General features: G+C 51.5%; 12 protein-coding genes and 1 pseudogene. 4 read left to right on the plus strand and 9 right to left on the minus strand.

The window, feature by feature from the left end; genetic code table 11:
• The 3 genes and pseudogenes from B0F88_RS18800 to B0F88_RS18810 all read right to left on the minus strand — a co-directional run.
• Positions 1-282, minus strand: a pseudogene (locus tag B0F88_RS18800) (energy transducer TonB); the annotation flags it as partial.
• A gap of 19 nt (positions 283-301) precedes the next feature.
• Positions 302-568, minus strand: a complete 267-nt coding sequence (locus B0F88_RS18805) for a hypothetical protein (RefSeq protein WP_104425479.1) — start codon at positions 566-568, stop codon at positions 302-304.
• A 567-nt stretch (positions 569-1,135) separates the two neighbouring features.
• On the minus strand, positions 1,136-3,712 hold the full coding sequence (locus tag B0F88_RS18810; protein ID WP_104425480.1) for a TonB-dependent receptor domain-containing protein: 2,577 nt from the start codon (positions 3,710-3,712) through the stop codon (positions 1,136-1,138).
• Between the two features lie 158 nt (positions 3,713-3,870).
• Between B0F88_RS18810 and B0F88_RS18815 the strand changes: the two genes are divergently transcribed.
• Entirely contained in the window at positions 3,871-4,191 is a 321-nt protein-coding gene (locus tag B0F88_RS18815) for a coiled-coil domain-containing protein (protein ID WP_104425481.1), read from the plus strand.
• Positions 4,192-4,248: 57 nt separating this feature from the next.
• Here the strand turns inward: B0F88_RS18815 and B0F88_RS18820 are convergent, their stop codons facing one another.
• From B0F88_RS18820 to B0F88_RS18840, 5 genes are all read right to left on the minus strand, one after another.
• Complete coding sequence (locus tag B0F88_RS18820) at positions 4,249-5,211, minus strand: FecR family protein (RefSeq protein WP_104425482.1); 963 nt, start codon at positions 5,209-5,211, stop codon at positions 4,249-4,251.
• A 72-nt stretch (positions 5,212-5,283) separates the two neighbouring features.
• Positions 5,284-5,790, minus strand: a complete 507-nt coding sequence (locus tag B0F88_RS18825; RefSeq protein ID WP_104425483.1) for an RNA polymerase sigma factor — start codon at positions 5,788-5,790, stop codon at positions 5,284-5,286.
• Between the two features lie 251 nt (positions 5,791-6,041).
• Positions 6,042-7,283: a PepSY-associated TM helix domain-containing protein gene (locus B0F88_RS18830; protein WP_104425484.1), complete on the minus strand. Its 1,242-nt coding sequence runs from the start codon at positions 7,281-7,283 to the stop codon at positions 6,042-6,044.
• Between the two features lie 226 nt (positions 7,284-7,509).
• Entirely contained in the window at positions 7,510-8,376 is an 867-nt protein-coding gene (locus B0F88_RS18835; RefSeq protein ID WP_219820929.1) for a DJ-1/PfpI family protein, read from the minus strand.
• Positions 8,377-8,386: 10 nt separating this feature from the next.
• Entirely contained in the window at positions 8,387-10,771 is a 2,385-nt protein-coding gene (locus tag B0F88_RS18840) for a TonB-dependent siderophore receptor (RefSeq protein WP_258076740.1), read from the minus strand.
• A gap of 432 nt (positions 10,772-11,203) precedes the next feature.
• Here B0F88_RS18840 and B0F88_RS18845 point away from each other — a divergent pair, with 432 nt between their 5' ends.
• The 3 genes from B0F88_RS18845 (at position 11,204) to B0F88_RS18855 (ending at position 13,729) form a co-directional block, all read left to right on the plus strand.
• Positions 11,204-11,722, plus strand: a complete 519-nt coding sequence (locus tag B0F88_RS18845; RefSeq protein WP_104425486.1) for an RNA polymerase sigma factor — start codon at positions 11,204-11,206, stop codon at positions 11,720-11,722.
• A gap of 73 nt (positions 11,723-11,795) precedes the next feature.
• On the plus strand, positions 11,796-12,785 hold the full coding sequence (locus tag B0F88_RS18850; RefSeq protein WP_104425489.1) for a FecR family protein: 990 nt from the start codon (positions 11,796-11,798) through the stop codon (positions 12,783-12,785).
• A gap of 50 nt (positions 12,786-12,835) precedes the next feature.
• Positions 12,836-13,729 (plus strand): energy transducer TonB, encoded by an 894-nt coding sequence (locus B0F88_RS18855; protein ID WP_146083371.1) that lies wholly within the window; start codon positions 12,836-12,838, stop codon positions 13,727-13,729.
• Positions 13,730-14,127: 398 nt separating this feature from the next.
• Here B0F88_RS18855 and B0F88_RS18860 read toward each other — a convergent pair.
• Positions 14,128-14,877: TonB-dependent siderophore receptor (locus B0F88_RS18860; protein WP_146083372.1), on the minus strand; the 750-nt coding region annotated here is incomplete at its 5' end.

Raw genomic sequence — 14,877 nt, forward strand, 5'->3', positions numbered from 1 at the left:
GGGCGCAGGCTTCTGGCTCGGCGCAGCAACCAGCGACACTTCCATGATCATCGGTTTGGCCTGGGTAACGGGTTCGGCCGGGCGCAGCATCCAGAGCCCCGCCCACAGATGCAGCGACAGCACTAAAGTCAACAGCAATCCGCCCATCGACTGCGGTTTTTCCTGACCGGTCAAGGTTTTAAACAGTGGGTGAGTTTTTTGCATGGTCGGCACCGCAACGCCGCCCAAAGACGTTAACGCCCGAGCGGCCAGGCCGTCTTTGTCGTTTCTGAATAAATACATAGGGAATGTTGTCTGCTTATCAAAGCACATGCTCGGGCGAACGGCTCAGCATCGCCATCAAACGCTCCAGTTTTTGATCGACTTTGGCCACATAGTCTTTCAGCTGAACCAGTTCAACTTGCAGGTCTTGAGTATTTTCATGAACATGCTGGAAATGCACCTGAAAATAGCGGGGCAGAGGAAACAAATCGATTAAGTCATCATCCGCCTTGATAGTTCGATTTTTAGGTGTCTTTGCGGGGGACTTTACCCCCTTGGATTCTTGTACCAGTTTTAACGTTTTCATATCGCTTTCCTCATTTCGTTAGTTATCTCTGCATCAGTCTTTGGATAATAAAGCGCCATAAATCCTCGCCGGGATTATCTTCCACGGATAAACAAAGTTATCTTTGTAAGTCAGTCTTCAATCATATGATCGCGTTAAAAAAACCGTCCCTGGATAGGTATCGTAGTTGATACAAAATGAGGAAGACAAAGAAGCCCGGAATTTGCGGCGTTTAACCAAACAAGCCGCTTTCAGGCGAAAAACAACAAATTACGAGCTTCTACTGTAAGACGTTTCAGCCACAAGAAATCCTCACCTGAAAGATAAAAAAAATCATAACTAATCAACAGGCGACTGGCCGACAACTTCTCATTATTTAGAAGGGGCTGTGTATTCACCGCGAACTCGGTAATGGCAATCAGGCAAAGGACATAAGAAATCCCCGCTCGAAAGGTCCGGGCGGGGATCAAGTTCAAGGTTCCGTTTAGGCGAATTGTCTAACGGCGAATCCGACCTACGGCTCTAATCACGCCATATAAGATTGATTTTCAAGACGGTGTCTACGGTTCTTTGGAATTGAAGGTATCTTTAATACGTTAGAGTAAAGCCGACAGAAACCGAACGCCCCATGCCGGGGAGGTTGCGGTTGTTTCTATAAGGCCAGTCAGCAGCGGTAATACTCATTGCATAGTAGTCGCCTGCATTAACACCGGCCAGCGGATGATAGTACTGCTTATCCAATACGTTATCCAAACCGACATCGATGCTCAGGTTTTTATAGGTGTAGCCGGTTTTAGCGTTTAACAATATGTAGGACGGCGTAGTCAACTCATTGCGGATTTGCTGAACATCGCTTTTACGATCGACAAACTGCATTTCAACAGCGCTGCTCCAGCCTCCTTTTTTATGATCCAGACTCAACTTGGCGTTGAACGGCATCATGTGATAAAGATTGCCGCCATCCATGCGCTCGCCGCGGACATAACCTAACACTGTGTGGGTAGCGAATTCGCCTAGCGTCTGATCTTTAAATAAATGAGTTCTGGCGCTTAAATCCGCGCCCCACAGTCTTGCATCATGATTGCCGTGGCTCAAGAAATAAAACCCATTGTCTCGGTGTTGTCCTGGTGTAGCAGCATCGCCTGGCTGCCCGTAATAGCCAAAACCTAACGCACTGTTGCAGATTGGATTGTCCGGCCCGCATCTGTCTGCATCAATGAAATTTTCAACATAGCTGAAATAAGGTGTCGCCTTGATTTCCCAATTGTCATTGTCGGCATCGTGAAATGCCGCTGTGAAGCTGATGTTATGTGCGGTTTCCGGTTCCAGATTTATGTTTCCCACGTAGCCGTTACCGTCGCCGAATGCGCCGATCATGCTCATAGCCATAAAATTGGTACTCCAGGGATAGAGTTCGTATATTCCCGGAGCCCGGTTTTTACGCGCATAGCCAAATTCATATTGGCTGGATTTGTCAGGGGTAAATTGCATTGATGCGCTGACATCGAAAGTATCAAAATCCCGTTCATGGTCTTTGGCATTGAACGCCGCCGCTTCCTTGACAGTCCGGCCGGTGGGAGAAAGCACAGGATCTTGATAGGGCTGGACATTTCCGGTATCGGACATTGTATGGTCATAACGAATGCCTAACATGGACTTCCATTCCGGCGACCAGTTGGCTTCCCATTCAGCGAAAGTACCCAGTCTGTCTCGAGAGGCATTATTCAGGTTTACGAATGAATTCGGCCACATGCCGCCTATTGCCGTTCTGGGCGCCCCGGCATAGGGAGATACGGGGGACCACCATTCGTCCAGTGAATTCAAGTGTAATTCGTTGCCGACTCTGAAGGTGTCGCGTTGACCGAACGGGATTTCAGCTTGAACCTTATATCCTAAATTACGCCCCCTGACATCCATAGGCATTATTGCATGACTGGCGGTATAGGGTCTGTCTGCTGTGTGGTATAGCGGGAACAATTTATCATGGCCAATATCCATAAAATGGGTGGTATTTTCCAGGTAGAGTTTGCCATCCAGCTTACCCCAATCGTAATCGCCCTTGTAATGGACGTTACCGAAGATGCTGTCGTTCTTTAGCATATCCATACGTGCGGTGGGAAAACCTTGAAAAGGGATGTGTTGTTGACCGCCTTTAATTTCCAACAAATGATTGTCGAATTTGAAAGCTAATTTAGCGGCGTGATTTTGGTTTTCATACGCAGTCGATTTGATGATGTCATCATTACCGTCGCTGTAATTCATGCTTTGGCTGTGTGCGCCGGTGTAATCCAGCCGCACATGCTCATTGGCGACGCCCGCAGCTATACTGCCGCCAAACGCGTCGCCGTTGCTGCGGTAAAAGCCGGACAGTTTGCCGTCTAACAGCAGGCCTTTACCGGCCTCGGCAAACACGGGATCGGGCGATTGAACAACAATGGTGCCGCCTATGCTGTCGCCACCCATGCTAACCGGGGTGACGCCTTGCAATACCTCAATTTTGCCGACATTCGTGCGGTCAATATAGGACAAAGGGGGATTCATGTGGTTGGCGCAGGCCGAAGTAATCGTCATGCCGTCAATTTCCACTTTTACGCGCTCGTCACTCAGGCCACGAATGATGGGCAGTGAAGAAACACCGCCGTTCGCCTGGACAGTCACGCCGGGAATATCTTCCAGCAACCGGGCTGTGTCTTGCACTTGCGCCTGCCGTTGAAGCAACTGAGAACCCGCTATCGTTGTTTGACTTAAAGCCCTGTACGACGAGGACTTGCCCGTCACCGTCACCTTGTCCAAAGTCGCCACCTTATCCGGCGGCACCGTAGGCATCTTTTCCAGCGTCACGGTGCGGCTGCCGACCATCCGGTAACTCAAACCGCTATTTCCCAGCAACTGTTGCAGTGCGGCTTCCGGGCTGTATTTTCCGCTCAGGCCTTTGCTTTGCAAGCCTTCGGCAATCGCCGTGTCATAGACCAGTTGCAGGCCGCCGGTTTCCGCCAGCTTGTTCAGCGCAGTCGCCAACGATCCTGCGGGAATGTTGTATTGCTGGTTATCGGCCAGCGCGATGCCGGATATGCAAAGCGCACACACCGCACCAAGCAATGCCGCAGATATAGGGTTGGCAAGGCGACGGCGCTTACCGAATGCTGTTGATTTTTTCAATGTCATGAATATCCCTCGATACTGTTGTTTTGTGAATAACCGTTAATGTGACGCATGGACTGGGCAAAACAGGAGGTGAGGGAAGCAAGTTTTTTTGCAATGTCGTAAGACTGTTATTCAAGAGCCAATGCCTGCTAAACTAGCGGAAAAGCAGAGGATTACCCATGTCAACCATTACATTCGATACGCACGAGTTTATCAAGGAACTGAAAAGCGTCGGGTTTAGCGAAGAGCAGGCCGAGATTTTTACCAAGTTGCAAAAGGCAGCGGTAGCTTCGACGCTTGAGCAGGCACGGCATGATTATGATCTTAATAATCTAGTCACCAACCAATCGCTTGATAATCGGCTTAGAGAGTCTGAATTAAAAAGCGAGGTCAAACTGGCCGAAACCAAAAGCGAACTCATACGCTGGATTGTCAGTGTCGGCCTGTTGCAAACAGCACTGATTACGGCATTACTGATCAAATTGAGCTCGATTGTTTAAATATGTAATCCACACCCAGCCGTGTAGTTGGGTGTTCTTCGTGTCCGTTCCTAATGACTAGCGATGCAGCAAAATCAAATAATCGTTGATTCTGGTAGAATGCAATTGCAGGGAGCTTTCCAGTGCGCTGAGCACAACCAGCGGCTGATCGGTGCGGAACACGCCGTTAACGCGCCGCTGGGCAATGCTGTCATCCGTAACCAGCAGATAGCCGTGATAATAACGGTTAAGCTCGGCAATCACCTCGCCCAGCGGCTGATCCTGAAACACCAGCTTGCCGCGCCGCCAAGCGGTCACCGTCCGGCTATCGGCAGTTTTAACGCCGCCCAGCCTTGCTTGCTGGTCGTAAACAAGCTGCTGGCCTTCGCTGACCAGCGCATGCAGCGACTGACCGTCAGCTTGCTCAACATCGACTGCAACACTGTGTTCGGTAACGCTGACTTCGGTTTGGCTGCGCTGCAAGCGGATATTAAAGGCAGTACCCAGTGCGGTAACGGTACCGTGTTCGGCATGCACCTGAAAAGGCCGGGTCGGATCGGGACTGACTTCAAACCAGGCTTCGCCCTGTAGCAGAGTCAGTTGTCGCCGGTTGCCGTCGATATTTACCGTCAACGCGCTATTGCTGTTGAGGTGTACGATGGAACCGTCTCTCAAACGGATGTCGCGCATTTCGCCGTACCCGGTATGGAAGTCGGCGCGCAACAACATCGGTAACGGACTGAACAGCCACAGCGCCAGACAACACATTGCCAAAACCGGCGCAGCCCATAGCCTATGGAATAGCGGTGTTTTAGGCGCAATGATCTCGGGTTTGGCAACCCGTTGTTTAACTGCATCCAGCTCGTTCCATAACGCACAAATTGCATCAAAAGCCTGCCGGTGTTTCGGATCGGCAGCCAGCCAGCGTGCAAATTCGTCACGTTCCCCTGCGCTGACTTGATCGCTATCCAGCCTGACCCACCAGGTATTGGCGGCCGCTTTGATCGCGGCGTCATCGGTAGCGCTTGTTGTTGATTTCATCTGAGCTGATCCAGGATTTAAGCGGCTGCTATTATAAGACGTATGGTTCTATAAAAACAGGAGCTTGTCCGGTTACAGATCGTCAAGTTGCTGCAACTTCTGCATGGCGTTGCGTAAATGCTTTTCTACCATGTTGCGGGATATACCCAGACGTTCGGCGATTTCGGCATGGCTCAGATCCTCAATCTTTCGCAACACAAATACTATCCGGCATTTGGGCGGCAGCTGGTTTACAGCTTCGGCCAGCGTATCCAGACGCTGGTGTCCCGCAATAATTTGCTCGGGATCAATGCCGTTGCTGGACTGTAGCGCCTCACTGAGAAAATCGACGTTATCGACATAGTGATCACGGACTTTGTAGCGGCGCTCATGGTCGGTCGCCAAATTGGCCGCGATACGGTGCATCAGGGCGCGGGGATTTTCCGCTTGCTGCCAAAGGTTGCCCGTCATCATGCGTTGATAAGTTTCCTGAACGATATCGGCAGCCGTTTCAATGCAGCCGCAACGCCTGTACATTACGCGGCGCAATTCCTGATCGTAGGCCTTAATAAGTTGGGTGATGGCGGCAACGTGGCTCATAGTGGAAAGAAGACAGTTAGGCTTTTTGCAATCAAACCTAGAAGCAAGCTTTATGCCAGCATCCTTGAAGCCGCAGCAGACATGGCTTAAGACCATCCACCGCATTGACTAAACCTGACTCAGTGCGTGATATATCCTAGTCACTGCGGCATATCACACAGTTTTGGATCAGGATGTTCCCACGGTATTTTGCAACACCGGGATAGTAGAAAGCCAACCCGCATCAATACTATCCTGGCGGCATACCCAGCTCAATCGATATGGCGACTCAATTTAGCCCGACGTTTTTGCAGCCAGCGGATCAGGCCGGTAATAAACAACACGGGACAAGCCAGACCGGATAAAAACACCAAAATCCGCCCGGTCCAACCGAAAGCCCTGCCGCTGTGTAACGGCCATTGCCAGTCGACAAAGGTTTGCCCGAAGGTAGCGCGGGTGCTGGGGTCTCGTACTTCCAAAATCGCACCGTTGTATTGATCGACAACGACTTGCCGCTCCGACCAAAACCGGCTGAGTTCCGGCACGTCGATCATCTTGATTCGATAAACGCCGGTTTCGCCGCCCGGAGGACTCAGCCAATCGACTCGGCCTTCAGGATAACGGCTTTGAACAATACTTAAGGCCTGCGCCAAATCAATCGGCTTTTTACCTACTATCGGCAATGAATGCGGGCTGTCCATAAACCCCTGGGTGCCGGGCGACAGCTGCTTGACCAGCGTCATAAACTGGCTGGGCAAATTCATGTAAACGCCTGAAAGCAGCACCGCAAATAAAATCGGGAATGTGTAAAACCCAGAGGTCTGATGCAAATCATGATTAAAGCGCTCGACACTGGCGCGGCGTTTAATGCTCAGGACGCGCTGCCAGCGTCCCGTTAACGGCCACCACACAATCAGGCCCGTCAACACCGAAAACAACAAGATGACGCCGATGATGCCGATGATAATGCCGCCGGTTTCTCCAGACAGCAACGCAAAATGCAGTCGGAAAACAAACGGAATCAATGCACGGGGAAAAATATCCTCAGCCTTCTTGATCAAATGCTTGCCCAGCACTTGCGCGGTATAAGGATCGACATGCACCTGCCATTCCTCTTTCCCATCGGCAACGGCGCTTGGGATAATAAAACCGAACTTATACGAAGCCGTAGTATCGGCAGGATAATCGACAAAGCCCAATTTTGCCTGTGGCGGCATGGCGGCGACAGCGGCGGCATGGATTTCGGCCAGGGAACGATAAGACGATTCGCCTTGCGCCGGTGCTTGCACGGTTCTTAAATCGGCGTTCAAGACATTATCGATTTCTTCGTAAAACACCAGAATACTGCCGGTGATGCCTAACACCGCCAGGAAAAACCCCAACAGCAAGCCCAACCATAAATGCACGCTTAGCCAAAGTTTCCGGCGTTTTTTTAATCGCGTCAGGCGTTGCTGCCCGGCATCCGGGCCGTTTAATGCCTCACCGTGCGCTAAATCAGTCGAAAATCGCTTCATGTTCTCCCCGGACATTAAATCAAGCTGATGAACGTTGCTGCAACAACGAACAAAAAGAGTGTTATTTAATAGACGTTTGAAGATATAAAAATCCACACCTTTAAATTGAAATTAATCTCTCCGAACCGGATGGGGCATGAGAGTAATGCCGGGCATGCAATCAGTCACGTTTAGACAAAATGTGGGGCTTCCGCTAAACAGCGCGATAAACCTCGTGGCGGAATCATTAAATTGCCAGCCTGAACTTTTCGGCCAGCGGTGAAAATATACCTTTAATGTTGTCTCTAACAAAGGGTTCGGCTTTTTCAGGCGAACCCGAATCATAAGGCGGGACGGGATCGTACTCCGCCTGAAGCTGGATCGCCTCGGCATAGGTTTTTCCGCGCAGGGCGGCAACAATTTGCAATCCGAAATCAATGCCCGCGGTTACGCCGCCGCCCGTAATCAATTTACCGTCCCAGACCACCCGCTGTTTTACCGGTATGGCGCCGAATTCCGGCAACAGCTCCAGCATAGTCCAATGAGACGTGGCTTTTTTACCTTTCAATAAACCGGCCTTGCCCAGCAGCAAACTGCCGGTGCAAACGCTGGTCACGTAGGTGGAAGAAGCCGCCCTGCGGGCTATGAAGTCGATCAATTTAGCGTTCTTCATCGCCTCAAGCGTGCCATTGGCCCCACCGGGAACAAAGAAAATATCCAGGGTTTCGGGGCATTCGCTTGGGGTGTGGGTCGGCACAATCACCAAGCCCTCGCCACTGGTTACCGGCTTCAGGTCATCGGCCGGAGAAATCAAATAAATCTTTGCCCCCATCATCGAGGCAAACAGGTATTGAGGGCCTACCAGATCCAATGCGGCAAAGCCGGGGTATAAGAGCATCGCAATATGTTCCTCGCCCATCATCTTAAAATCGTCCCCGTTAAGCCCCATAAACGCTTCGTGGGCTTGGCGGGACATTGCCTCCGCCTCAGCCTTACTTAAATGAGCGGGTGCTGTTGGCGATGCTTGCAGTTTGGCAAGCGATTGGCAGGCCGGGAGCAAGGGCGCAAGGCCGCCGCCCAATAAGGCCAGTTTAGTAAATTGACGCCGTTTCATATCAGGCTCCTTAAAATTTAACCGATGCAGTGACATAGGCGGATGTACCCTCTGAAGGTATGATGCGACCGCCAAAATATCCGTAAGGCTGAAAATATTTCTCATCAGTCAGGTTTTTTACCGTCGCCGCCAATTTGAAACGCTGGTATTCATAAGCAATGCTTGCATCAAAACTATGGTAGCCGTCACTTTTGTACAGATTATTGTTTGACAGGTACGCTTGCCCTTGCGCATAGACGCCGCCGCCAATGCTCAAGCCCTTGATCACGGGTTGTTGAAAACGGTAGTTTGCCCAAAGCCGACCGGAGTTTTCAGGCACCATGGCCAGCTGGTTGCCTTCAGGGACGCCCGCCAAATTGTCTGTGAATTCGGCATTGGTATGTGCGTAGTTGGCAAGAATACTCAGCGCGTCGGTTGCCTGCCAGGTCAGATCGGTTTCAATGCCGCGCGAACGCTGTTGCCCTGCGGCTTTTGACCGGCGTAACACATCGGTGTTGTCGGTTACCGCGACATTGCTGCGTTCGATTTGATAGCCCGCTATCTGTCCGGTGAGTTGATGCGCGACATTAAATTTAAGCCCGCCTTCGAGCGTTGTCGATTCCGCCGGTTGAGGCGCGCCGACAAAATTGAGAAAGGGTTGTCCGCGCATCCCTTCGCTATAGTTGATAAATAAAGAATATTCATCGCTTAGGTCGAAAACGCCGCCAACGCGAGGCAGGGCTTTGGTCTTTTCGCCATTGGAAATGACGCCCTGCGAAGTATGATAATCAATGCCGACATGACCTACTCTGACACTGGCCAGTAAATGGAGCCGGTCATAGAGTGTGCTTTGTATCTGGGTATAACCGCCGTAAGTGGTGTTTTTTACAAACATGTTATCAACGCCTGCGCCTGCCTGGCGATAAGGCACGGGAAACGAGGGTGCAGCTAGATTAACGGCGCCTAACACAGAACCGACATCCATAAAGCCTCTGTCATCTAAATCGCTATGATCCGCGCCGATTAACAAGGTGTTTTTAGTGGGGCCGACATTAAACTTTGCCGTCGCATTGCCTAAAAAACTCAGCTCCTCTTGCTTTTGAGACAGATCGGCATTCGCGTAAAACCAAGTTGAAGGAAGAAAAGAAGGCCTATCGGCAATAAATCCGTCTGCGCCGTATAGCGTCTGAACTTTCTCGTTAAATTCCGATTGCGCATAACGAGCCTTGAGATTTAATGACCAGATATTATTAAACTTGTGATCCAACGCGCCCCAAACGCCATTAGATTTGCTATTGCTGTCAGGTATATCGGCAGAACCTAAAAAGGCATTCCGGGGAGTTGAAAAATTACCCGCTACCGTGCCGGTGGCAGGCAAGCCTTGGTATTCCGGCTGATCCCATCTCGACACCTTGCCTTGCACTGTGAAAGTTGTCGTATCGTTGTTAGTAAACGTTAATGTCGGGTTGAGGTTATAGCGTTGCGTATTCACGGTGTCCAGATAACTGCCCGCATTGGTGTATTCGCCGGTAAAGCGGGCCAAAATGTTTTCAGTCAGCGGCTGGTTAATATCGACATAAGGTTGGTAATAACTGTTGGTGCCGATTTTAAAACCCAACTCACGGGAGGCGACGGCTTGGGGCAGCTTGGAAACGATACTGACCAAGCCGCCGACAGGCGAACCGGAACCGCCGCTGTAAAGGATGCCGTTAGTGCCTTTCAAGACTTCGATTCGTTCGATATTAACCATACTTTCCCGGTCGCCCGCATTGCGATATTGGGTAAAACCGTCAACCACCTGCTCGGCTGCAAACCCGCGGATGAGGGTATATTCGCTGGCGGGCGTAAATACGGGATTATTGGGAACCACACCGCTGACATTGCGCAGGCTTTCACTGACCGTGATGTTTTGCTGATCGTCGATCAACGACCGCTTGATCACCTGAATGGATTGCGGCGTTTCCATAATCGGCGTATCGGTTTTGGTCGAAGCGCTGGAGTGGGTGGCCCTGTAAGACCTTGGATCATCCCCCGCTTTTCCGGTTACGGTCACCGGTTTCAACGTGGCCGGATCGGCCTTGTTGAGTTTCTCCGGCACAGGCTTAGGCTCGATGATAGCCGTATTGTTATCGACAATGCGGTAACCCAAGCCGGAGTTTTTCAATAGATTACTCAAGCCCTGACCGACCGACAGCTTTTCGTGCAGCGACGGCGACTGGAGGCCTCGGGTTAAATCGGCGTTGAACACCAGTTTGATATTGGACTGATCGGCAAATTCGGTCAGGGCCTCGTTTAAGGTTCCGGCCGGTATTGCATAAGCGTGAACGGCCTCTTGCAGGTTTTCCGCGGCGACCGAATGGCTTACGAGGGTTAAAGCCAGTGCCGTTAAGGCATAGGGTAGGGTTGTTTTTTTCACGAAGGCTCCTGAGTAATGAGTGACGATGCCGCAATCGGCGTTACTTAAACAGAAGACGTATCAGTTAAAAAATCAGGAACCCGGCCGTCATTTTTTTATGCCTATCGGCTACAACTTAAGATAGGGCAAATCAGGAATACAGGCTTCGCCTGTTCGCAAGCGGAGCTTGCACTCCGCATGTCATCGATTATTCACACTATCCCGCCTTAAGTTGGTAACCGCCTTGCCTGCCGACAGACTCGACATCGGCCGGCAATCAATAGAGTGCGGCATATCGCACATTTAAATAGGTTATATGCCCTACTTTAGATGTTAGTGTTTTTATTACTTTGTTTTTTATCATATTTTTTCTGGCATCAGAATTGCTTTGTTAGACAAAAATGTTATCGGATTTACGTCGTCTAACACCCGTTCCTGCCTCAAAACATTGATATGATTTCTACGATTGAAACATTCGGCCATTTCTTTTTGGAAACCCGGGAAGATTTGATCCGCTTTTTTCTGCGCCGCTTGAGTTGTCCCGCCACGGCGGCCGACTTGGCCCAGGAGACTTATTTGCGCGTCCATGCCTGCGAACAGCGCGCACCGACCCAAAACCGCCGGGCGCTGGCGTTTTCTATTGCCGGCAATCTGGTCGTGGATCATGTCCGCAAGGAACGCGTCCGCGCCAACTATGCGCCCAGCCAGAGTGACGATGTCGATTTCCTGGAGCTTGTTCCCTGCAATGATCCCGGTTCCGAACACAGGGCGATGGTTTGGCAGGATCTGGAGCAGGTGCAGGCGGCGCTGGAGGAATTGCCGGAGGACTGCCGCGCCGCGCTGTATCTGAGTGCGGTCGAGGGCTTGACCTATGCGCAGATCGGCGAGTGTTTGGGCGTGTCGGAACGGATGGTCGGCAAGCGTATCGCCAGGACGCTGAAGCATTGCCGGGCTCGCCGCGATGAACGTTGAGCGCGGAAATGGTTTATTTCCGCGTTGCCTTGATTTATCTTTATTATTCCTTCCCTCTAAAGAACCCTTATTGATGACTATCGAGTCCCAAAATTCAGGCGAGACGCCGGCCGATCAGGCTATCGATTGGCTGGTGCTGCTGCGGTCAGGATCGGTGAGCGCCGAAACGCGGAGCGAATTCGAGCATTGGCTGCAACAGGACAGCGCTCACTTGGCGGCATTTGCGGACGCGGAGGCTTTGTGGGGCACAGCCGCCAAAGTACTGAAAGAAACCCAGAGCGTCAACCTGCCTCCGCAACGGCCGGATACGGTACGCAAAATCAGGCCTGTCCGGCGGATCGCATGGAACCGGGGATTGGCAACGGCGGCGTCTTTACTATTGGGCGTTTGGATGGCATGGACTCCACTGACCGATTGGATGTTTGGCGATTATTCGACGGTTGCCGGCGAACAAAAAGAGGTTGTGCTGGCTGACGGCAGTTCGGTTTTTTTAAACACCGATACCGCCATTTCCCTGGATTGGAGCGCCGACAAAAGGCGGGTTGTGTTGTTGAAAGGCCAAGCTGAATTTACGGTTGCCAAGGATATAAGCCGTCCGTTCGAGGTCGTGGCCGGAAATACGACGGTTCGCGCGTTGGGGACGGTGTTTGAAGTATTCGAACAAGCGTCCGGCGCGGTCGATGTGACGGTCAGCGAGCATGCCGTCGGCGTGAGCCTGCACGATAGACCTGACGCGGAACCGGTACGGGTCGAGGAAGGCGAGCGTCTGCGTTATGCCGGACACGGCGAGTTAAACCGGGCCGAACCGGTCAATCTTAACCAGATCAACGCTTGGCAACGCGGCAAGCTTATTTTCCGGGATCAGCCGCTGGCCGAGGTCGTTGCCGAGCTGAATCGTTATGCCAAGGCGAAGATTGTGCTGAAGGGCGGCGATATTAAGCAGTTGCGCGTCAGCGGCGTGTTTCCGCTTGACGATGCGGCGGTGTTGGCTGCGTTGCAGAAAGCGTTTCCTATCCGCTCCACGCAGTTAGGCCCTTGGCTGATTATTCTGCATTCCCGATAAACCGGATTGTTACCACAGCGCAGTATTTTTTCTTAAAAAACAGCATCCTTATGCGACTTTTTCAACAGATAAAATTCCAATTTGCCAATCAACAGGGCTTGATTCAACCGTCCTGCTTTCATGAGTCGGGTCGTCCCGCCACCAATAACGCGGAAAAGCGGCAACATAATTTACCGTCGATTGAGGGAGGTTGGTTCGATAACATATCAGCGTCATCGGACGGCAATTTAACGGAAAGCGTTAGCCGGCGGTCGAACGGGCTGTTTGGCAAACGGCTTACCAAGCAACGAACGCTCAAGATGCTGGTCTTAAGCTCAATCTTTGTCGTGTTGCTGCATGGCCTTGGATTGATATGGCTCTCTGCCGAACAGACAGCCCCGGCCCAGCCCAACATGATGGAAATTACGATCATTCCTGTTTCGGCCCCTAAACCCAAGGTCGCTCCGCCGCCCCCCCCACCGGCTTCCGCTAAAACAAAGCCGCTCCCGAAAAAAAAGCAACCCAAGCCGACGCTTAAGAAAACGCCCGTCGTGCAGGAACCGGCCGAATTTGCACCGAAGCAACAAGTTTTTGACGCGCAACCCGTCGCACAAACCACGGTCACGGCAACAACGGCTGACATAGCGCCGCCGACTAAAATCGAGCCCTTTATCGAAGCCGATATGAACGCCGACTATGCGGAAAATCCCAAGCCCGACTATCCCTCACTGGCAAGAAGCATGGGCTGGCAAGGCACAGTGACGCTAAAGGTCCAAGTCTCCGAAGAAGGGCTAAGCGCCGCAGTAGAAATCGAGCGCGGCAGCGGGTATGAGATACTTGACGAATCGGCGATTAAAGCCATCAGACAATGGCGTTTCACCCCGGCCAGACGCGGTGAAACGCCTATAGCCAGCACGGTCATCGTGCCGGTTATTTTTACCTTGCAAGATCGAAATCAGTCGTGATTAAGCCCCAGTACTCAGTCATTCTTGTTTTGTCAGGTAAAAGTAAATCCGTTCGTCCTGAGCTTGCGAAGGATGAGCGGATTTACGCTGAGTTGAACGATTTTTACTCGACAGATCAATGCTGACTGAGTACTAGATGACATTCGGCATGTGCGTAGTGTTATGCTTTTTACAATCAGCATGACCGTGACATACATGAGGAAATGTGTATGGGGTTAGCATTACATGTTGCCCCATCCGAAACGTTTTTAAATACAACTGCTTTGCTCATGCATCGTAAAAACGTTAGGGGCGGAGTTGCATCCCGTCCCGCTTGGCGGTGGTTAAATCTTAAATCCCTCACCTTCTGAGAAATCGGGAGTGTCGGACATAAAAAGCATGCCCGACCGCAGATCCAATTAAAACTCCACCTTAACCGAGCCCATGAACGTGCGCGGCGAACCGGGGTTTATGAAAGTGTTGCTGTTACTGGTGGACACGTAATATTGATGATCCAATAAGTTCTCCACATTAAATTGCAGCGTGGTTTTTGCTTTCGCTATCGGTAGCTTGTATTTGACCAACGCGTCCAGCCTGCCATAACCCGGCAATTCAAACGTGTTGGCGGCGTCGCCCTCTCTCTGACTCTGAAAATAAACGCCGGCGCCCATACTCAAGCCCCGCACAGCCGCCTGTTGGAAGTCATACTTGGCCCAAAAGCTACCCGCATTTCTGGGTACGTTCCACAGCCGTTTACCTTCATTGCGACCCTTCAGGGTAGAGGCATCGGTATAGGCATAGGTTGCGATCAGGCTCACGGCATCCGTGACTTTCCCTGTAACATCGATTTCCACGCCCTGACTGCGCGCTTCGCCAATCGCCTCTGAAAACGCTGTACCGGCAATTGGAACCGTCATATTTTTCTTGGTCAGTTGATAGAAAGCCACGCTGGAGATCAAGCGTTTGTCGAAAAACTCGGTCTTGAAACCGGCCTCGTACTGCTCGGCGGTTTCCGGTCCGAGCACAGTGCCGCCGACGCCTGTTGCCGTGTTGGCGGAACCCAGCGACTCGACGAAATTACCGTAAAGCGACAGCCAGTCCCAGGGTTGGTAAAGCAAGCCGACTCGCGGACTAAACTGCTGGTTATCGACGCCTCTCAGGTTAGCCGC

Source organism: Methylobacter tundripaludum, assembly GCF_002934365.1.
GTDB lineage: Bacteria > Pseudomonadota > Gammaproteobacteria > Methylococcales > Methylomonadaceae > Methylobacter_A > Methylobacter_A tundripaludum_A.